The 19551-nt window shown below is 45.6% G+C and carries 21 protein-coding genes and 1 pseudogene; 6 read left to right on the forward strand and 16 right to left on the reverse strand.

Going from position 1 to position 19551, the window contains the following annotated elements; translation table 11 throughout:
- Positions 1–44: 44 nt before the first annotated feature.
- Positions 45–650 carry a peptide deformylase gene (gene def, locus SIB66_RS04940; RefSeq protein ID WP_063395258.1) on the forward strand — a complete coding sequence of 202 codons (606 nt, stop codon included), beginning with the start codon at positions 45–47 and terminating at the stop codon, positions 648–650.
- Positions 651–930: 280 nt separating this feature from the next.
- Positions 931–1602, forward strand: coding sequence for a DUF3747 domain-containing protein (locus tag SIB66_RS04945; RefSeq protein WP_236070152.1), 672 nt, complete (start codon positions 931–933; stop codon positions 1600–1602).
- 575 nt (positions 1603–2177) lie between these two features.
- Here SIB66_RS04945 and SIB66_RS04950 read toward each other — a convergent pair.
- From SIB66_RS04950 to SIB66_RS05005, 12 genes and pseudogenes are all read right to left on the reverse strand, one after another.
- Complete coding sequence (locus SIB66_RS04950; protein ID WP_063421478.1) at positions 2178–2453, reverse strand: hypothetical protein; 276 nt, start codon at positions 2451–2453, stop codon at positions 2178–2180.
- Positions 2434–2826, reverse strand: coding sequence for an ATP-binding protein (locus SIB66_RS04955; protein ID WP_413681457.1), 393 nt, complete (start codon positions 2824–2826; stop codon positions 2434–2436). Before SIB66_RS04955 ends, SIB66_RS04950 begins: the two co-directional genes overlap by 20 nt.
- An 813-nt stretch (positions 2827–3639) precedes the next feature.
- Positions 3640–3987 carry a hypothetical protein gene (locus SIB66_RS04960; protein ID WP_063421476.1) on the reverse strand — a complete coding sequence of 116 codons (348 nt, stop codon included), beginning with the start codon at positions 3985–3987 and terminating at the stop codon, positions 3640–3642.
- Positions 3988–5016: 1029 nt separating this feature from the next.
- On the reverse strand, positions 5017–5544 hold the full coding sequence (locus SIB66_RS04965) for a hypothetical protein (protein ID WP_063421474.1): 528 nt from the start codon (positions 5542–5544) through the stop codon (positions 5017–5019).
- The gene (locus tag SIB66_RS04970; RefSeq protein ID WP_236073682.1) at positions 5541–5795 is read right to left on the reverse strand and encodes a hypothetical protein; all 255 of its coding nucleotides are present in this window, start codon (positions 5793–5795) and stop codon (positions 5541–5543) included. The genes SIB66_RS04965 and SIB66_RS04970 overlap by 4 nt, the downstream gene beginning before the upstream one ends.
- 226 nt (positions 5796–6021) lie before the next feature.
- Entirely contained in the window at positions 6022–6228 is a 207-nt protein-coding gene (locus tag SIB66_RS04975) for a hypothetical protein (protein ID WP_063421470.1), read from the reverse strand.
- A gap of 470 nt (positions 6229–6698) precedes the next feature.
- Complete coding sequence (locus SIB66_RS04980; protein ID WP_063421468.1) at positions 6699–7154, reverse strand: hypothetical protein; 456 nt, start codon at positions 7152–7154, stop codon at positions 6699–6701.
- Positions 7155–7267: 113 nt separating this feature from the next.
- On the reverse strand, positions 7268–8191 hold the full coding sequence (locus tag SIB66_RS04985) for a calcium-binding protein (protein WP_063421466.1): 924 nt from the start codon (positions 8189–8191) through the stop codon (positions 7268–7270).
- Positions 8192–9452: 1261 nt separating this feature from the next.
- The gene (locus SIB66_RS04990) at positions 9453–10442 is read right to left on the reverse strand and encodes a hypothetical protein (protein ID WP_063421464.1); all 990 of its coding nucleotides are present in this window, start codon (positions 10440–10442) and stop codon (positions 9453–9455) included.
- A gap of 192 nt (positions 10443–10634) precedes the next feature.
- Positions 10635–11261, reverse strand: a complete 627-nt coding sequence (locus SIB66_RS04995) for a hypothetical protein (RefSeq protein WP_236073680.1) — start codon at positions 11259–11261, stop codon at positions 10635–10637.
- A gap of 307 nt (positions 11262–11568) precedes the next feature.
- Positions 11569–13014, reverse strand: a complete 1446-nt coding sequence (locus SIB66_RS05000; RefSeq protein WP_413681414.1) for a tyrosine-type recombinase/integrase — start codon at positions 13012–13014, stop codon at positions 11569–11571.
- A gap of 206 nt (positions 13015–13220) precedes the next feature.
- Positions 13221–14168 (reverse strand): annotated as a pseudogene (locus tag SIB66_RS05005) (ATP-binding protein); the annotation flags it as partial.
- A gap of 61 nt (positions 14169–14229) precedes the next feature.
- On the opposite strand from SIB66_RS05005, the gene SIB66_RS05010 reads away from it, so the two are divergent.
- Genes SIB66_RS05010 through SIB66_RS05020 form a run of 3 tightly spaced genes read left to right on the forward strand, consistent with a single transcriptional unit; the run spans position 14230 to position 16866 of the window.
- Complete coding sequence (locus SIB66_RS05010) at positions 14230–14571, forward strand: histidine triad nucleotide-binding protein (protein WP_063405900.1); 342 nt, start codon at positions 14230–14232, stop codon at positions 14569–14571.
- 25 nt (positions 14572–14596) lie between these two features.
- Positions 14597–16600, forward strand: a complete 2004-nt coding sequence (locus SIB66_RS05015; RefSeq protein ID WP_063405899.1) for an ABC transporter ATP-binding protein/permease — start codon at positions 14597–14599, stop codon at positions 16598–16600.
- Positions 16601–16638: 38 nt separating this feature from the next.
- On the forward strand, positions 16639–16866 hold the full coding sequence (locus SIB66_RS05020) for a chlorophyll a/b-binding protein (RefSeq protein ID WP_063405948.1): 228 nt from the start codon (positions 16639–16641) through the stop codon (positions 16864–16866).
- Positions 16867–16883: 17 nt separating this feature from the next.
- Here SIB66_RS05020 and SIB66_RS05025 read toward each other — a convergent pair whose 3' ends face one another.
- From SIB66_RS05025 to psbX, 4 genes are all read right to left on the reverse strand, one after another.
- Positions 16884–17390 carry a hypothetical protein gene (locus SIB66_RS05025; protein ID WP_063405898.1) on the reverse strand — a complete coding sequence of 169 codons (507 nt, stop codon included), beginning with the start codon at positions 17388–17390 and terminating at the stop codon, positions 16884–16886.
- The gene (locus SIB66_RS05030; RefSeq protein WP_236070150.1) at positions 17387–17893 is read right to left on the reverse strand and encodes a hypothetical protein; all 507 of its coding nucleotides are present in this window, start codon (positions 17891–17893) and stop codon (positions 17387–17389) included. Before SIB66_RS05030 ends, SIB66_RS05025 begins: the two co-directional genes overlap by 4 nt.
- A gap of 38 nt (positions 17894–17931) precedes the next feature.
- On the reverse strand, positions 17932–18912 hold the full coding sequence (locus tag SIB66_RS05035) for a Ycf66 family protein (protein WP_063405896.1): 981 nt from the start codon (positions 18910–18912) through the stop codon (positions 17932–17934).
- Between the two features lie 104 nt (positions 18913–19016).
- Complete coding sequence (gene psbX / locus SIB66_RS05040; RefSeq protein ID WP_011130957.1) at positions 19017–19136, reverse strand: photosystem II reaction center X protein; 120 nt, start codon at positions 19134–19136, stop codon at positions 19017–19019.
- 88 nt (positions 19137–19224) lie between these two features.
- Between psbX and SIB66_RS05045 the strand changes: the two genes are divergently transcribed.
- The gene (locus tag SIB66_RS05045) at positions 19225–19545 is read left to right on the forward strand and encodes a YggT family protein (RefSeq protein ID WP_063405947.1); all 321 of its coding nucleotides are present in this window, start codon (positions 19225–19227) and stop codon (positions 19543–19545) included.
- Positions 19546–19551 lie beyond the last annotated feature (6 nt).

The following is a 19551-nucleotide window of genomic DNA, read 5'->3' on the forward strand; positions in this document are numbered from 1 at the left end:
GGTGGAGTTGCCTAAACTCAATCAACTGATGCTGAGACTTTTCTTTGGCTCGAAGCTTCGCTCAGCTGGCACGTACGGCTGAAAAAAACAAGGGCTCTGTTGCAGTCCCGAAGGAGCCGCTTGATCATCCGCCTCTTCAAATTCACACTTTGGGTAATGGGGTTTTGCGGCAATCCACTCGTCGGATTGGCAAGGTTGATGAATCTGTGAGGGACTTGGTGAGGGACATGCTTCGCAGCATGTACGCAGCTAAGGGGATTGGTTTGGCTGCACCGCAGGTGGGAATTCATAAACAGCTCTTGGTCCTTGACCTTGATCTGGAAACCCCTACAACCCCGCCAGTGGTGTTGATCAATCCCGAGATCATTAGCTCCAGTGCAACTGTTGAAACTTATGAGGAAGGCTGTCTGAGCATCCCAGGGGTTTATCTCAATGTGGTGCGGCCTAGTGAGATCGTGCTCAGTTTTCGCGATGAGATGGGACGACCACGCAAAATGAAGGCCGACGGCCTGATGGCTCGCTGCATCCAGCACGAGATGGATCACCTTGAAGGTGTCCTTTTTGTAGACAGGGTCACCGATGAGAATGAGCTCAGCCTTGAGTTAAAGGAGCATGGCTTCAAGCGGGCTGATGTTCGTCCGCTGGTTTGAATGCTTTGGCTGAATGCTTTGGCTGAAGCCTTTGAGGATGCTTTCCTTGACAGTTTCTTATGTGTTTGGCGTCGCGCTTTGATTGGTTCTTTCTTTGCCTTGCTTTGAAGCGCGTGAAATCCATCTCTTGTGGCTTTAGCGACTGGCAAGCTTCTGCTGGTTGCAGCTTCAGGCATGGTGGATTCACAGTTGGTCATGATTCGACTCAACAAACCGGCCTGAGGGGGCAGCCGATTGCTCGGCAGACTTTTACGATTCGATCAGAATCTTGCAGGCCTTGATGGCTCGTTATTTCCCCTCTGCAGTTGCTCTGGTTCTGTTAGGTGCGACTGGCCTGACTGGATGGTCATCATCTGTCCAGGCGCAGGGATCTCTCTTTACAGCAGCCCCTGTTGATCAGAGCCGATTCATTTTGGTGGGTGCCCCGATTGGCAAGGGTGAAAGGTCGCAGTTGAATATCTACGAACAACGCAGTAGCAAACGAGCCTGTTTTGCAGTCGATGGAAGCTTGCCGGCTGTTGTTGATCCTTTGCTTGCGAGATTTGATTTCACCGGGATTTGCAATCGATACATTGACGGCAATGGGTATTCGTTGCGGATAGGGGGCGATGACCTAGGAACTCACTATCGCTTGAGTGTGGTAAGGACTGATCGGGATATGCATTTGCTAGCCATCCCCACTAGGGATACCTCTAGCCCATCCCTGATCGTGGCCAGGGCTGGTGGTGCTGGGGTTTCTAGCAGTGATTTCCTTAAGTTGAACTTCGAGCCTGGTTGGCAATTGATGCGTCGCCAATATGGGCAACGTACGCTTGGTCATCTGTATGTGTTCAGCGAAACTTGGCCTGGAAGTTCTGATGAAGGCGTCACGGCAGAGGAGAAGGTAACTGTTGAGGAGGTAGATGTTGAGGAAATAGTCGTTGAGGAGGCAACTGTTGAAGAAAAAAACTGAGACCTCAACTGTTGAATCTCTTGATCGATAAGTAGATTCAGCTTGTTACTCTGCCTTGCTCCAAATTTGTGGCTTGCTCAATGCACCAGTCCATTGTTGGAGAGAATTGGCGAAGTTAACTTGCCGGCGCCGTTTTAGAGGAAAGTATCTAAGAGCATGGTCTTTACTGGTCTAAAGAGTGCCTTTCTTCACCAAACTTCTGTTGTGAATGATATGCGCAAGAATCAGAATCCTAGTAGCCACAGTGTATTCCATTGGCGTGAATTTTTGGCGGGTTAAGTAATTTTCTTATAGTTGATTGGGCAGTGTGGTTGCCTGCTGAAATTACTCGCGTCCTGATTGGCTGTTATGACGTAGCTAAAATCAGTTCAACAGTCTCTTCGCTATGGTGCATATTGTTAATGGCTTGTGTAAATAAATGGTTTGCCTATGGGCTTGAATACAGCTTGAATAATCTTGGCGAAGATTAATGATCAACGCCATTTGATTTGATTTGATTTGATTTGATTTGATTTGATTTGATTTTAGCCTTGTAGGAATAAGCTTGATACGGATGATTGCTAAGGTGAAGGGGATTAGCTAGCGAAATCTTCTTTGGTATCGCCACAATCAAAACTACGGCAACACATTGTTTCCGCTATCGCATTTTTGTTGACTTTGTCTTGATCATGAAGATCGGCCAGAGACCTAGCGACTCTAAGAACCCTTAGACCGCTGCGGGCACTGAGTCTGCGGTGATTCACAACTTGCTCCCAGAGCTCTAGAGCCTTTTCATCCAGCTGGCCGATTTGCCCTAAATCCTGGGCCGAGAGGTCGCGATTGAGCTTGCCATCAGGATTGCGAACAAGCATCCGCGCGCGCGCGCAAGATCTGCTCGATGCCTATTAACTCTTGATCATTGAGATCAGTGGGAGTGAAGCCGGTAACCGATTTGCGCAGCTGAGCTGCGGGTAGGTGCTTGAGACGCAGTTGTAGATCCAGGCGATCTAATAAGGGGCCAGAGTGGCGGCTCCAATACCGCTGGCGTTGGGATTGGCTACAGCGGCAAGGATGCTCTTCATCTCCAAACCACCCGCATGGGCAGGGATTGGTTGCTGCTACAAGGGTGATTTGAGCAGGGAAGGCACATGTCTGCCTGGCTCGATTCAGACGAATGACTCCTTCCTCGAGTGGTTGTCGAAGTTGGTCGAGAACTTTGCGTGGAAATTCAGGATTATCTCTTATTTAACTGCATAGCAGCACTTCTCAATATTGAGAATATCATTGTAGAGATATTGTACTTGGTCGCGCTTAGCTTAAAAACCCTAGGCAATGTCATCACTAAAAGCTGCCCATGCAGATCACGAATCAGGCAAGATCTGTTCTCAATTAGTTTATTTATTGAGAATCTTGTAGACAGTGTTGATAGTACTTTGACTCAAAGTATACTAACCCAGTCATAGCAGTCATTTTCAGGGAATATTGTATAGGAGATGGAAAATCTATTGTATAGACATCTTCGGACGACTCTTTTCCACAATATATACAACTTCTGAAGGGGGGCTATGGGGCGATGAGATCCATCTACCTACGTTATATCGCTTCAGACAATTGTGTCATAAAACCCAAGCCCGATCTGAAATTATTTTTTCTGGTAATTTCTTCCAAGGATAACTATACTATATAAACATACATAAGTCTAGTGAAAACACCTGGCATCCTCATACTTCTAACATTACTCGTATCACTGCCTTCAATCGCCGCAGAGGAACAAAAGAAACCAAAGAAGCAACCAGAACTAACACCTGTTATACGGGCTATGTTCTCAAGTCCACGTAATAGAGATGTAAGAGTGCACGATTCAGTTATAGAAGGTGGAGTGTGGTGTGACTTATCTGGTTCTTGTTGGGATTATGATTCGAACCCGGATCAGTATGGTAATCCTAACCCTAACCCTAACCCTAATCCTAATCCCATACCACCCCCAAAACCGCCAGGACCTCCTTTATACTAATCCTCCTCCTCCAAACTCGTATTATCCTCATTGTTGAGTTTACTTTAGTTAATTTGTACGTTCTCTAGCCACTCCACCATCTCTCGCTTTTGCTTGGCTAGGGATGATTTCTTTTCAACTTCAAGTGTTAGCTGCTTAACTTGTGGTTTAACCTTCTTCTGTTGGGTTGGCTTCCTAGGTTTAGCTTGAGGTGTTTTATATGGAGCTTCTAAGCTATTACTCTTTACCTTTGGTTTAGCTGTTGGCTTAGACCTACGGTTCTGTGACTTATTGATGCTAAGTGGTTGTTGTGCTTGAAGCTCCTGTTGCTGTAACAATAGTGACTCATGCAGTGAAGGCTGAATAACTTTTAACTGTTGACCAACATTTGGTCTTAATTGATTGCGTGTCATTGGTATGTATGTTGTGAGTAATGAGCCGAAGATGAATTGCACATCATAAGTAGATCTGTCCACCCTTCTGAAGTACTTGTATCTATACCGGCTCTATTAAGCTAAGTACGCTATTTATCAAGCTTAGGTTTGTGTTGTCGAATTAAAGCCTGTATATGTCACCAGGCGAGGCAAGTGAAAGAAAGGACTAAAAACCCTATGTAAGTTAAGTCTCAAATCAAAGACGTCACCAAGGCATACAGCAAACAAATCAGGAACCCTAAAACCTGGAAAGAAAGCAGAATCAGAATCTTATCAATCTAAGACTTAACTTTAATTTCAACAGAAGCATGTCTGTCAGCACAGTTATTTTATTGAAGATAACTAAACTTACGCACTAATGATTACTCAATAGCTATGTCATTACGTTTATAGTCCAACTTGACTTTGATTATCCCGTTATAGGGAAGTGGTCGTTCTTTCCCCTGTATACATCAGTGTTTGACCTTTCTCCTGTATATGTAAGTGGTTGAACTTTCCCAGTATAGGTGCGTTATCGCCATATAACACTGTATAGGTCAGTCATGTGTATCCCCCTCTATACATCAGTCATTGGTTTTCCCTCTATACGTGTGTCATTGGTCATCCTCTATACGTAACTGATGTGGCTTCTCCCTGTATATGTCAGTCATTAGTTCTCCCTGTAGAGGTAAGTGGTCGGTTCTCTCTGTAGAGGTAAGTGGTCGGTTCTCTCTGTAGAGGTAAGTGGTCGGTTCTCTCTGTAGAGGTAAGTGGTCGGTTCTCTCTGTAGAGGTAAGTGGTCGGTTCTCTCTGTAGAGGTAAGTGGTCAGTTCTCTCTGTAAATGTCAGTCATCGGTTATCTCTGTATACGTCAGTTACCAAACTTCCCGTGTGAACGCAAGTCATTGCCAGAGCCTTCTGCATGACCCCCAGACAGCTGAAAGCAGTTGCTAGGCGGTTAACCTCCTAAACAATGGCCAAGAACCCTTACAGGCGCTCCTGTAGGCCTGTGATGGGCTTGCAGGGTTGTCATTCAGTAGTCTTTTCCTTCCAATCTGTTATTGGAGGGTTATCGTAAGGGTTAAGTCCCTTATCTCTACCGTGTGTTTCTTGGGGTCCTTGGCTTGCTGGTAAGCGGTAATTTGGAATAGGCCTTGAGTCTTGTTTTTTCCAGCGTGAAAAGGCTGTCATAAAATCACCTTGGGCCTCTAAATTTGCAAATATGAATAATGCTGTTTTCTGATTCCCTCTTGTTCCTATATATTTGATATAGTTAAAGTATTGATTTGTATGATAAGCAGGATTATTCTCCTGATCAAAGTGATAGCTTATGAATTGAGATCTGTGGATTCCTCCTTGCCCTTCAACCCAAATTGAAGGTCCTTGAAATCTTATGCGACACTTATTATTGATTTTACGACACCATGCATCATGGTAACTTTTTGGACTTTCATTAAATAAATTTGTTGGGAAGTCTGCATCTCCAAAGTCTGCCTTAGATTCAGAGCCTGACAAAATCATTAATATAACGACGGAAAGTTTAAATAGATTATTCATTTAATGCCCTCGACACACCAGAAGAATGTCTTGATCATTTTAGTATTCTTTCCAACCATCATAGCTCCCTGCTCATTGCATTGATCAATAGAACTTACAGGTATAGATACTGAAGATCCATCTAACCCCATTCCATGTCCTCGAAGAAATGCAACTACAAGGTATATTGCTGGAATATTCCCTGATGTATCATCTTCAATTGAAATACTTTTCTTGTTAGTATAATCATCGATTAATTTTGGCTGAGCCATTACATGCTGAGCATTAGTCAGGGCGGTTAAAAGACAAAGTGCTAAAGCGAATTTGTTTAACATTGAAGTCTTTCGAGGTGAACAAATAAAATTGTAAATCAGTTAGTTGGTCAATTCTGATTCTTGTTACATCAAATAGTATTTGATAGGAAAAAGGATTAGGCACCTGGCTAAAAAGTCAGAGCAGGATTTACTTAGCTTAAACTAATACCTGCTCATTGAAAATTCAGTTAGCCATTGGCAATACAATTAATAGAGTAATAACACCTCCAAATAATGCTGCTGGCAATAACTCTTCTCTAGCCTGGCTGAGTTGATCTTGGGAAGCCTGATAGGCGTCCCAGATATCTTTCTTAAGGTTCTGCTTTGTGAGTGTGGTAGTTGATGAATTAGGGTCTGCAAAAAGGGCAGTGATGACATTAGACAAAGCCATGAGTAGTTGTGTTGTATAAATGTTCCCGATTAAGCAATGACAACGAATTAAATGAATGTTTCATGTCAATAGCCATTTAACGCTCACTTTCTATTACGCCATCTCTTACTAAGCTAGGTATCTTCGTTTACTTAGTGATTACAGCATGTTATAGCTGCATCGTGTAGCAAATTCTGTGTCCCAGCCTTCGGGACAAACACTTACTAGCAGATGGCAGAGCCTTTGTCAACCATTTCTATGAGTTCTGTTGCTATACTGGTGGTGTCCTGCTCTAAACACGCATGACCAATGACGAAGCTGAGCGAATCATCACTGGTTATTAAAGCGGTGACCATGAAGGCATGCTCAGTGACCTCACGCTCTACGCAGAGCAAGGGTTCACAACAGTTCAGGCCATCGCTCTAGAACTACTGGACAGCGAATGGGATTATGAGGAGGATTAAACATCCTCTCTTTTATAAGGTCTATATCTATCTCTTACCAAAAACTTTTTGGTCAGGACCCATTTCACGGAAGTCGCCTCCTAACCAGTAGGCAAAGTTCCTACGAAATTCCTCATTAACCTTATCATTATAGAAGCGTAGTGATGCTGCCTTCTCGTTACCTTCATTAGAAGTATATTTAATTCGATACTCATAAAAATGCCAACTGCTTAAAAAGTCACCTGTATGTATCTTCTCAGTTGTTACACCAGCAACCTGTTCTTTAGTTATACCATCACCATCTCCAACAATAAACCGACCATCCTTAAACTTTACATTGCAGTCAACTTCCTCCTTTCCGCATACTGCCTTATAGATCTTTCCATCATTAATAATAACGTTAGCTTCACCCAAGTCAGCGTCTCCTAAATCTGCCTCAGCAGGTCCACAAAGGATGGATGCAATAGAGAATAATGAAGCTGTTGCAAGAAATACCTTGTTCATCGGGACCCTTGGCTTAACACTTCAGGTATTCTAATCCGTCTGTCAAGCAAGCTTCGCTTCCATATCCTCGTTATCCGCCTTTAGTTCGTCCACTGTTTCTCTATCGACTCTATTCAACCAACAACAATAGAGCTACTTGCGTTGAAATCATTTTTAGAAATGTTGACCAGTAGAAGATCTCCTAAGGCTGCATCTATTAGAAGATCTGTACCCTGTTGGGCAAGGCTATATGCTGTACCAGCTGGCAGCGATATCAAATCCCCTTCAGCAGCATTAAAATCCATCACTTGATCTTGCCCCTTGGAAAGAAAGAATTTATCAGCTCCATGATTACCCCAAAGCTTGTCATTTTCCCGTCCTCCATGTAGCAAATCATTATCCCTGCCTCCATACATTTCATCTATTCCAAAATTGCCGTAAAGCCAATCAGCTCCCTGACCACCATGTTGCCAGTCATTATCTTGACCGCCGTATAAAACATCATCCTGGAAGTTTCCATAAAGCTTGTCAGCACCCTGATTTCCATATAGTATGTCACCACCTTGTCCACCATATAGCTTATCATCACCAGCACCAGCTATAATCAGGTCAGCGTCTTCATTAGCATAGATGTTATCGTTACCAGCACCTGAATCAATATAATCGGCTCCGGCCTTAGTACTTATATTGTCGTTATACCGCGAACCAATTATTGTATTGTTCTTAGCCAATAGCATGTCCCAAAATACATTTGGATCATTCATTATATCCTTTACTTTAACATCTAGACTTGTCAATGATATACTTCCCAGTACCTCCCAAGTGTAATATATAGATGAAACGTTGGATTCATATAATGCTGCGTCACTTGAATAGTCAAAATTACCATATATGCGATAATAAGTATCTAGCGCAACCCCATCTTTGTAAGTAATACCTTCATAATCGATGAAATAAGGATATGCTACATAGTCAATAATATCGACCTTCGAAATGGTTGAAATGCTCTGTCCTACATTAACCAATTGATTTGATTGAGATGCATCGACCTTGCTCATCTCAGATTCTCATGGTTTATTTATTGTAATCATTAAATCACGTTAATAACGTAATCTAGCCAAAATCTTAATGCATAGTAGGATCAAAGCACTTCGCTAACTTAATACTTTCAAGTAGTATCAATTAATCTTCTATTCAATGTCATTTACGCTTTAAATACTTGTTATGATAATTATAATTATTTTTCACGTCCATAAACTAATCACTGTATGCCTCTTTAGTTGAAAGTGGCTTTGGATTCTTGATTACTATCCATATTGATTGCAATATTAACCTGCAATCTTGGGCAATATCTTTTACTTATAGTTATTAAGCCAATTGCTCTATGCTTATTTATTACTTAACGGCCGACTCGCCAACCAAAGATCGAAGCCTTTTGTTCTCATCCAACAGCTCTTTATTCTTTTGTAGTAGCTTCTCTATTCTTTGGTTCAATACGTTTATCTTTTAACTCTCAGGTTGTGCAAGTTCTAGTACGTGTTGGTTTACGGTATGGAGGAGTCAGATAGTTTGTTGGCTTGACCTTCAGTTGTTCACCTTGATTCACTACTTTAGACTTGGTCTTCATAAGGTTATAAGTATTGGGTTGGGTAGAATTAATAGTGGGAAACGGGACTTGAACCCGTAAGACATTAGGAAGTCCACCCTTCTTCCTATATCTGTTCCTACTCCCACTTCACTCCACTAAGGATTGAATGAAGTATTACCTCATGAGTTTTTTAACATCGAGGTATTGGTTATTGAGTTAGTTTTATTGACTACTCCTAACAGTAGTATCGGTTGAATCAGAGTTGATCAGACTTCACTCCACTACATTCCATTCCGTGTTGGAGTGGGTGGTACAACCAAGATTCACGTAATTCAGTAGAACAGAGTCAGTGAATGTAGTAATTACAGAATGTCCTTCTCCAGGGACATTAGTAATAGGATCTAATATTGTTATGTCTTCCTCTCTCTCTCCCTATTATGTCGGAATTAGGTATTCTCTCCTCTTAGAGTAGGAGGGTATGGTTTGATTTGTAGTGTTTGTAATGGGTTTCGGTCAGGAGTAAAGTTGTTACTAACAGAATGTAAGTTTACACCTGGCTTAGTATTGCCCAGTATATATTACCAGGGTTAGCATCGATCAACTGTACGCCAGCATAAGTATTTGATTCGCAAGAAGGTGCCAGGTATCGATGGTTGTTTCAAGCCAATAATGAGGTGTTTCAAGAAATAAAAAGCCCCCGCTTTTGCAGGGGCTTTTGGCGGGTATCCTCTTCAAGGACAGTCCATCTCATAAGGAGGGTCACAAATTGGCTGATAAATTGGCTCACTGGTGTCGTGCACCCTTACATCCCGATTGGCTGGTGTTGCAGATAACGCCTGAATTGCAGGCATCACTGCTGGTTCACTCTTGCTTGGTGCTCCATAACCATTGCTTCCAAAGCGATATTTAATGTCTGCCGTAAAGCGTGTATCAAAGGCTTCGTCGTAAGAAAGATTGGCGCCAAGCGTTAAACCATTGCTGATGTTGTAAGCCAACCTTCCTTTAACACCAGAACCATCAGCATCATCGAGATCACCTTGCTGGTAGTAATAACCAACAGAAGCATTGAGATCTGGTGTGATGCTGTAGCCAACATCTAAGCCGTAGGTATCAAGAGCACCACCTTTGTAATGGCTATTCAGGCGTTTCTCAACATCACCAATAGGAACCAGTGCATATGCATTGAAGTCCCAAGTGTCTGAGACTGCTTCTAACCCTGCAGCCACCTGAGAGAAGAAGACATCACGCTTATCAAAGACATTGACGCTGGTATCCGCATCACCTGTATTCATCGGCCGACTGTCATAGCCAGCATTGATGCCATACATCCAAGAGCGATCACCATTGAGCCAGCGATAACCAAGCCTTGTTGATGTGCTGATCGTGGTACCAGCGACATCGGTATTAACGATGCTGCTTTCACCATCTCGATCAGCGAAGTTGGCATTGGCTAGAGCATCAATAAACCAAACACTGTTCTCACCAACGGCAATGGGAAGAAACGCTCCAATACCGGCTTGATTCGGTGTTCCGGCTCCTTGCAGCGCTCCTTGAAAACCCCAGTTGAACTGCACAGCGTCTTTAAGGTTGATCTCCATGACACCTAGATCTGCTGCACTGCCTTCTTCTTCTTGAGCAGCGACTGGCTGGATGGGAGTGCTGGCTAAGGCAAGAGCAGCAGCACCAGCAAGCGACAGAGGAAGACGAATCGAACGCTGCATTGGAGTCGAGTGAGAGCTGGGGAGTTTATCTATAAAATTAATAATAGCCTGAATTTCACGAAAGCAGTAAATTGCACTTTATTTCTACATCTTGCAAGTCAAGTGAATTCTTAAATAGCATTAAGTTGCTTAGATGCGAATATTGCTCAATAACAATCCACATTTGAGAAATAATTTGACGATTTGCATTCTCTATACAGACTCTCTTGCTTTAGCCAGTTCCTCCTCAAGCGCTTCAGCTTTGGCCTTCCACGTAGCCTTCACCTTGGCAAGTTCGCCTTGAAGCTCTGCATTTGAGTTTTCAAGTCTAGATATTTTCGACATTGAACTATTTAATTTAGTCTCTAGTCCTTCAACAATTCCTTGATAGTGCTTGACAGTCTCTTCTTTAGTGGCACCTTCGCTAAGCGTTTTGATTGCCTTCTTTGACTCCTTGAGCACTTTCTTCGGTCGTGACTCCCTAAGTATCTTTTTGACCTCAGCTTCGCTTATCCCTGCTCCTTCTACTTCAACTATCTTTTGAGTCAACTTCTGCTGTATGCCCTTGTCATTCACGCGGGCAATTGTGCCAAGTGTTCTAGCGGAAATATTAGTCAAGAATCTGTCAGGCACTTGATGCTCTGACAACCACTTATTGGCAGCGACTAGGTCTTGGGCAACACTCTTGGAGAAGTGGAGATCACCAGAGTCAAGCAAGGCCGTCCAGTTGCCTTTACTTTTAGCGTTGATCTGGATATCGCAAAGGACTTGGGCGCATGCCCTTACCGAGTTCCCTGCAGTATCCCAAGCTTCATTCGCAATGACGACCCTTGCCTTCAACAGGCCTCGCTCGTCTTGGCTTAGGCCCTTTACGGCGTTCTCGTTGAGCACCACTCCAGATACGTCAACGTCGCTTAGCCTTTGAATAGCGGAGGTGGTCAATTACCTGGCCCATATCTATTGAACAGGATACCTTCTTGTTGCGAGCCCGCAAGAACTAATACATTTGAACCAGTAGCATGCCTGTGGCGTGAGTGTGGCTATTTGCTTGGATGCCTGCCGTAATTAAGCAAGGACTTCAATGCTTGAATTTCCTTAAGTGGATATATCAGAACAGCTCTGTCTCCTTTGACAATGCTTTTTACATTTACTGTTCTTCAGCAGTAACTGTTTGGCTTCTGTTAATGCTAGCTTTATCTTTGCGTGAAGTTCGTTTATAAGAATCTGAATCATTCTGGCTCCAATTGCTTTGTGTCTGTTTAGTTTTTGTTTCATTTATATCATCATCCATATAGCTTGCACTATCTACTTTTCTTCTACTTTTCACACCATATTTAAAGTCCGTAACCTGCTTAGCCCTGGATCCCATGTCTAACTTCGCATAGTACCTTTCGCAGATTGCTACTGTATGCCCAGCAAGTTTAGCTGCAGTATAGATATCCTTTCCCTGTAGTATCAGATTGCAAATATAGGTTGAACGCAGGCTGTATATAGTGTATTGACGATTGCTAAATATATATGGCTTCAGCTTTCCTTCTAATATCTTCATCAATTTAGCCCATCTAGATGTGAACATAGTGTATTCAAACTGTTTCATTGCATTTGCAGGATTGCCAAACACCAGTGACTCATCAGTGATCTGAATCCATGGGAAGTATTCTTTAACGTATGCATTCTGCTCCTTCCTCCATTCTTTTAATTGAGTATCTACTCCATTGGTCGGCACTGTGCGCTGTTTACCAGTCTTGGTATCTCTAACATGTATAACTGCAACCCATTTATCTTTATTAACTTTATCAGAGCTAGACCATCTGCCTACATTTTCTCTCTTTATATCACACCAACGCAGTTTATTTAGTTCTATGTTAGGCCTCAATCCACTATTCTTAGCGATAAGACACCATCTATAAAATAATCTATCGAAATAAATTCCTCTGTAATTCCTTTTTAAGTCACTTCTATCTCTAATAACTTTTAAGCCTTTTAATATCTCATTCCAATTGCCCCTTTCCGTTAATGGCGGATTGGCATCTAGTTCTGATTCGGTTATCCTAATCTTGGGCATCATTGTTTTGATATTTACTTCATTAGCAACTAGGCTGTTCATTACACAGAAATTTTCTATAAATTCTTTGAATATAATTAGCTCCAACCTTCTTGTTGACTTACGTGCTTTCCTCCATAATGGATAACTATTGAAGGTATTGTTACTTATCTGAATAGTTTTTGTTATACCATTAGATATTAGATATGGAATTAGTTGTTTCCTTAAGCTTCTGTCTTTGATTTTGTATGTATTTATCTTTAGCAGTCCTGAATCCACTTCTTTTTGCTTTAGCTTAAGATACTCATCCACACAAATTTGTATATCTCTTGACCTTTGTCTTGGTGTCTTTATGTACTTCCCTAGGTTATTTATTTCAGTCTTAGTCTTTGTATCAGAATTGCCTTTTGCTAAGGCTGCACCATTTTCAATTGCTTTAATTTCCTCTCTTAGTTCTCCATAAGCTTCAATGCATTTCTCTACTGCCGTCTCTAGATCATATGCACTCTTGATTAGTTTATATCTATATGTATTCGTCCCCTTTGCCATCTCCCGGTAGTAGAATTTGCTTTCATCGGTTACGTAAGAGAAAACAATACCTTTACCTCCTAAGACTTTGGCCTTTTCCTTTATCTTTGGCAAATTCGCCCTCCTTTGCTCTAAGGACAGCCTAGCAAATATTGTATAAAAATTGTATTAACTAATATTAAGATACCTTGAATCTTGGTGTATCAATTGATTTGAAGGAATTTCTAAACTTTGCGTGGAAATTCAGCTAGTTCATCGAGAAACAACACACCACCATGGGCGAGGCTTAGTTCTCCTGGCCTGGGGTTTGCACCGCCTCCAACGAGTGCAGCAATCGTGCATCTGTGATGGGGAGCCCGGAAGGGTCGCTGTTGTATTAACTGGGGAGTGCTCTTCAGCATTCCTGCCACAGAGTGAATACTGGTGATTTCCAAGGCCTCTTGGCGCGTGAGCGGCGGCAGCAGCTGGGCTAAATGTTGAGCCAAAAGGGTTTTCCCACAGCCAGGTGGCCCCACCATTAGGAGGTGATGGCCCCCGGCGGCAGCCAAGGCAAGGGCTTTATGGCCCAAGGCGCAGCCAAGTAGTGGATGAAGTTGATCGTTTGTTCTGCGCGTGATTTTTGCCGTGACGTCCGCTTTGGAGATGTGTTTAGGTGCTAGTGGTTGGGGTTGGTGCAATAGATCCACAACCTCGCTGAGGGAATGAGCAGCTCTTACTGTTAAGCCAGGCACAAGGCTTGCTTCTGCGGCATTGGCTGATGGCACCACTAGCGCTCGTACGTTTTGCGCGGCGGCCAGGTTGGCGATGGCAAGGATTCCTCTGCAGGGCCGCAAGCTGCCATCGAGTCCGAGTTCTCCAGCGCAGCAGAGATTGGCAAGCAACGGACCATCCAGCTGGCCACTGGCTACCAATAGGGCCAGGGCGATAGGTAGATCAAAAGAAGGTCCCTCTTTACGAAGATCGGCAGGAGCCAGGTTCACCACGACTCGCACGAGTGGCCCGCGAAAGCCACTGTTGCGGAGTGCTGATCGCACTCGCTCACGAGATTCCTGTATGGCGGCGTCGGGTAGCCCTACCAGTTGTAGCCCTGGCAGCCCAGGCACTAGATCCACTTCCACAGTGACGGCTAGGGCCTCAATGCCATGCAGAGAACCACTCAGGCAACGTGCCAGCATTTGTAATCAGACGGTGTATGGATTTCATGCCCAAGCCGTCCCATCCTCTGTCTGTGACTCAATGGCTGGTGACACCATTTTTGGCCAGATGCTTCGTGGTGAGATTCCTTGTGATGAGGTTTATAGCGATGAAAGATGTCTGGCCTTTCGCGATATTCAGCCTCAGGCCCCGGTTCATGTGCTGGTGATTCCTCGTAAACCGCTGGAAAGTCTGCGGGCCGCTGATCCCACGGACTCGGAGTTGCTGGGCCATTTGCTGCTGGTGGCAGCCAGGGTGGCCAAGCAGGAGGGCCTTGATGACTTTCGCACCGTGATCAATAGTGGTCTTAAGGCAGGACAAACTGTTTTTCATCTTCATGTTCATGTGATAGGTGGCCGTTCGCTGGCCTGGCCTCCCGGTTGAGGTGTGAACGGGCAAGAATGACGCAATGACAACCACCACTAGGAGGTGGGCTCTGAAGGGCCTGCCTAATCAGCTCGGCAAGTTTCGGAGGCTTGCTCAGCCTTTCTTTCTGCCGCTCGACCAAGCCAACGGATGGCAATTCATTGGGCTGCTGGCCGCGCTGATTTTTTGTGTTGGCGGAGTTGTCCTCGTTGCCCTTACGGGGCTGATTGCAGCCCTTGAACGACTTCAGCCAGTTCTGACGGAGAACTATTTCGGAGGCGTTGCTGGCACGATCGAGACGATCTGGTCGAGTTGGTGGGGCTGGGCATTCTCTGGTCTGTTTGTGATTGGAGCAGGCAGTTTCTTTGGCATGCGTCAGCAGTTGCGTCACAAACGCTGGCTGCATTGGTTGATGCTTGCTGTCATTGTTTTGATGCTATTGGCTGTGAATGGCATTAATGCCGGTATTGGATTTATTGCTAGGGATCTCACCAATGCACTCGTGGAAAGAGAGGAAAGCGGGTTTTATCGGATTTTAATTATTTATGCCTGTTGCTTTGTTGTTGCACTACCAATAAGAGTTTCGCAGATTTTTTTCACATTGAAGCTCGGGATCATTTGGAGGGATTGGCTTTCGCGCAGTTTGATTGCTGACTTCATGAGCAATCGTGCGTATTACGTATTAGACCCCAATGACGAGCAGGCTACGGACGTTGACAACCCCGATCAGCGCATTACAGATGACACACGCTCGTTTACGGCACAGAGCCTTCAATTTACCCTTGGCGTCTTTGATGCGATTCTTACATTCTCACTCAATATACTTATCCTTTGGAGTATTAGCAGGACGCTAACATTTTCTTTATTTGGATATGCTTCCTTTGCTACTGCTGTTTTGATTGTGGCTGGGAGAAAACTGGTAAAAATTAATTTTGACCAGTTGCGATTTGAAGCTGATTTTAGGTATGGACTGGTACATATACGTAATAATGCAGAGTCAATTGCCTTTTACTCAGGTGAAGAGCCTGAGCAGGAAGAGACGCAAAGAAGGCTTGGATCTGTGGTGAAAAACTTCAACCTGTTGATTGTTTGGCAGGTCATTATTAGTGCGATGCAACGTTCTTCGACTTATGCCGGGGTTTTCTTCCCGTATGTGATTATGGCGGTACCGTACTTTGCGGGTGAAATTGATTATGGCAGTTTCGTTCAAGCCGGTTTCGCGTTTAATATGGTTGAGGGCTCGTTGTTTTTTATCGTCAATAGAATTGATGAGCTTGCACAATTTACGGCCGGTGTTAGTCGCTTGGAAGGCTTTCAGTCGAAGGTTGAGAAGATTAGTCGGCAGACTGCTGTTGATGATTCGCCGAGCTTCTCTACTGGAAATTCCATCTTGATTCAGCACGCTGATTTATATCCCCCTAATGGAGGTCAGCAGATTATTAATGACCTGAGCATGAATGTTGAGGAGTCAGAGAAGCTGCTTGTGGTTGGTCCATCAGGCTGTGGAAAGACCTCTTTGCTACGCATGATTAGTGGCCTTTGGAATCCAAGTCAGGGGAGTGTTCAACGACCTGCCTCGGGTGACTTGTTATTCATTCCTCAGAAGCCTTATATGATCTTGGGTTCACTTCGCGAGCAGCTTTGTTATCCAGCGGATGAAGATCGTTTCAGCGACGATCAGTTGAAAGCAGTTTTGGAGGAGGTCAGGCTGCATCAGATCGTCGAGCGCTATCCAGATCTTGATGTCAAGCAAGACTGGCCGCGGATCCTTTCGCTTGGAGAGCAGCAGCGTTTGGCTTTTGGACGTTTGCTGTTGAATGCACCTCGTTTTGTTGTTCTTGATGAAGCGACGAGTGCTTTGGATGTCAAGATCGAGAAGCATCTCTACAAGCTTCTCGAGGATCGTGATTTGGCTGTTATCAGCGTCGGTCATCGCTCAACCCTTATCGACTTCCACGATTCCGTGCTTGAACTTTTAGGGAATGGCAAATGGCGTTTGATCCCTACCGCCACCTATCTATTGTCTCAAGATGCCGGCCTGGTTTGATGACCTCAACAAAGCAAGATCTCCCAGGCGATCAGGACATTCCAAGCGAACAGGCTGTCTTTGACGGACCCGAGCAGGGTTCTGAAAGTTCAGAGGTACAGCCACCCGTCAATAGTGCGACTACGGGAGACCCGCCAGCTTTTGGTTGGAGTGCCTATGCAGAACGGGTCAATGGGCGTTTCGCGATGATTGGATTGGCCGCTGTGCTGCTCATCGAAGTGGTGAGTCGCGAAACCTTCCTTCATTGGGCCGGTTTGCTGCCATGAGTGGTTGTGTTGTCGAATCAGCCTGGCAAACGGATCAGGTCCACATCCCAACGACCATCTCGGCTGACTTGAACTGCTAGAAGTCGACCAGATCCATCCAAAATCACATGGCGAGGGATCCCTTTGGCGCTGAGCTCAAGCCGATGAACAGTGCCCATACTGCGGTGATAGAGCAACAGTTCCGTTTGGTCGTCACGCTGTCTTACCAGCGCCAGGCGTTCGCCATTGGCACTCACGCTCACACTGATTGGCTGAGCATCAGGTCGATTCAGGCCTGGAAGTAGTACCGGTCTGCGGCTTCGTAGGTCGATCAATTCAATTCTTTCTTTTCCTTGATGGTTGGCCAGAGTGGCCAACCAACGCTTGCCAAGGGCCGGTTGGCGACGACTGCTAGCGGATTGGAGCAGTGAGCGATTGATGCCTTGCAGTGGCCTCAATGTTTCTCTTCCGCAAGCAACCAGCCCAAAGCAAATAAGCAGAGTTACAAGCCAACTCGGCAGATCTCGTAAGAGCCCATCTTTCAAGGTCTACCTTCTTTCGTTGGAGTTGAGCGCTTCAGCCCTCTGATTGGATCAGGCTCAAGGATTTGTGATAGATCGAAGAGCTCTACGCGCCAATGCCCCTGATCGGCTACTTGCAGAGCTAACTGGCGTGCATCTGGTGCCAGGCTGAGGCTGACAGGATCTCTCCCCCCCGGTAGGGGAAGCGGGTGGATTCTTCCGGTTAGACGGTCTTCGATGATCGTTAGGCGACGATTGCCTTTTTGCGTGATCACTGCCAGATAACGTCCATTCCAGCTCAGGGAGGGAGAACTATGAGGTTGGTGACGGGAGAAATGGCGTAGTGGCAGGATCTTTCCGTCTCTAAGATCACGGAGCTGAACGGTTGGCCTGCCTCGCTGATCGACGATCACTGCCAGCATTTCGCCATTGCCGCTGAGGGCAGGGTCTTGCTGGCTGCGCTGAAGCAGGTCACCTGGTGCTCTCTCAATCGAATTGATGCAGCTCCCAAGGCCCAGGCACCCCAAAAGCAGGATCAGTTGCTGCAGGTTGTTGGCAATGGGCTTCAGTCGTCAAAACGGGAACTGTTGTCGCGAGGTCTTGAACTTCGCGGAGCTGAGCGTCTTGGCTCAGGCATTGATGATGAAGGAGGCGCGGCGTCTGTTCTGGTGGCTGAGGGATTGCCTTGTGCTCGGGAGGGTTTTGATGCTGTGGGTCTGGATCCCGTCGACCTGGACTTTGCAGGAGAGTAGGCCGCATCTTCAGCCTCGAGACGAATCTGAGACCCCTGAGGTACACCAGGTTTTCTTGATGAGGCGTAGCCCCCTCTAGTTGTAGGCCTTGGCTCGTTGCTTAATTGGGTTCGATTGGTGGTTTGTTGATTGGCTGAGGGACGGCTGCCCCGGCGCTGATCTTGGCGAACATTGCGCCGTTCTCCAAAGTCAGGACGATTGTTTTGTTCATCATTCTGGCGGCCGAATCGGGCCATGCGACGAGATCGTTCTGAGTCTTCGCCCCAGGACTCTTCCTCCTTGTTGCGGCGACGGCTTGCTGCTTGTTCTGGTATTGCAGCTCTTGTGGTTCTGCGAGGTCGGTATAAGTCTTCTTGAGGGCGATCAGCATCGTCGTTGTCTCGACTGGAGAAGCGTCTTCGAACTGGTTGGGGTTCCTCAAAGCGGTCGTAGGGTTCATCCCAGCCACCCCTTAGGCCACCGCCTCGACCCTGGTTGATAGGAGGGGCTGGTTCATCATCGAAATAGGAGGAACGCCGAGCCCCCTCGACAGCTACGCCTCTCAACCTGACACTTTCGTAGGCGAAAAACATTGTGGTTCCGGCTAGCAGGAACACACCAAACTGCAGGATCGGATCCAGGCGCCACCCTTGAAAAAAGAAAACTCCTCCACAAAGGAGGCCGATGGCTGCGAAAAAGACGTCGTAGTCGCGTGCTAAGGCAGGCTTGAACGATCGCATGAAATACAGCAGAGCACCGCCTACTGCAAGCACGATTCCAACAATGCTGCCCCAGTTAAGACTGGCATTGACCACAATTGCGCCCCCTGAAAACGCCTGAACAGGAGGTTGAAAACCAACCTCGTTGGGCTCAGTCTACGAAGTGCGCCAAGGGTGCTTTGAAGTTTCGGTCAACCCGATCACTTGCGATACATCTGGTCGTTTTGACTGATCAACACAAGGGCAACGGCAGCTGGTATTACCACGATTACTGCGGCCCAAACGAGGCTGCTTAGATAATTGGCGAGAGAAGCGGTCATAGCAGTGGTTCTGACTTGGGCGAGGCCATCATGATCTTAATGATCAGGGGTGACTTTCTACGATGGAACTGCTGATGCTTTGAGCTTTGTGACACCAGTTCTGATTCAAGCGCTGCCAACGCTGCATCTGGTTCTGGCCTTTTCGCTTGCGTTTTGGACGCTGACATTTATCTTTCGGATCGTGCTCTCTTGGTATCCCCAGATAAAGCTCAGCGAGGGGTTTTGGCCTTTGGTGAGCTGGCCTACGGAGCCTCTTTTGGCGATGACCCGCCGTGTGGTGGCTCCCATTGGTGGAGTGGATGTCACTCCCGTGATATGGGCTGGATTGATCAGTTTGTTGAGGGAGTTGTTGGTTGGCCAGCAAGGACTGCTCTCTCAGATGCTGCTTAAGAGCCAGGCTATTGCTTGAGATTGA

Source organism: Prochlorococcus sp. MIT 1318 (assembly GCF_047304505.1).
Taxonomy (GTDB): domain Bacteria; phylum Cyanobacteriota; class Cyanobacteriia; order PCC-6307; family Cyanobiaceae; genus Prochlorococcus; species Prochlorococcus marinus_D.

Excerpts from the sequence above, each read along its gene's own strand:
- SIB66_RS04945 (WP_236070152.1), top strand. The coding sequence starts at position 931 with ATGGCTCGTTATTTCCCCTCTGCAGTTGCTCTGGTTCTGTTAGGTGCG.
- SIB66_RS04950 (WP_063421478.1), bottom strand. The coding sequence starts at position 2,453 with ATGCTTGTTCGCAATCCTGATGGCAAGCTCAATCGCGACCTCTCGGCC.
- SIB66_RS04960 (WP_063421476.1), bottom strand. The coding sequence starts at position 3,987 with ATGACACGCAATCAATTAAGACCAAATGTTGGTCAACAGTTAAAAGTT.
- SIB66_RS04965 (WP_063421474.1), bottom strand. The coding sequence starts at position 5,544 with ATGAATAATCTATTTAAACTTTCCGTCGTTATATTAATGATTTTGTCA.
- SIB66_RS04970 (WP_236073682.1), bottom strand. The coding sequence starts at position 5,795 with ATGGCTCAGCCAAAATTAATCGATGATTATACTAACAAGAAAAGTATT.
- SIB66_RS04975 (WP_063421470.1), bottom strand. The coding sequence starts at position 6,228 with ATGGCTTTGTCTAATGTCATCACTGCCCTTTTTGCAGACCCTAATTCA.
- SIB66_RS04980 (WP_063421468.1), bottom strand. The coding sequence starts at position 7,154 with ATGAACAAGGTATTTCTTGCAACAGCTTCATTATTCTCTATTGCATCC.
- SIB66_RS04985 (WP_063421466.1), bottom strand. The coding sequence starts at position 8,191 with ATGAGCAAGGTCGATGCATCTCAATCAAATCAATTGGTTAATGTAGGA.
- SIB66_RS04990 (WP_063421464.1), bottom strand. The coding sequence starts at position 10,442 with ATGCAGCGTTCGATTCGTCTTCCTCTGTCGCTTGCTGGTGCTGCTGCT.
- SIB66_RS05000 (WP_413681414.1), bottom strand. The coding sequence starts at position 13,014 with ATGGCAAAGGGGACGAATACATATAGATATAAACTAATCAAGAGTGCA.
- SIB66_RS05010 (WP_063405900.1), top strand. The coding sequence starts at position 14,230 with ATGGCTGGTGACACCATTTTTGGCCAGATGCTTCGTGGTGAGATTCCT.
- SIB66_RS05015 (WP_063405899.1), top strand. The coding sequence starts at position 14,597 with ATGACAACCACCACTAGGAGGTGGGCTCTGAAGGGCCTGCCTAATCAG.
- psbX (WP_011130957.1), bottom strand. The coding sequence starts at position 19,136 with ATGACCGCTTCTCTCGCCAATTATCTAAGCAGCCTCGTTTGGGCCGCA.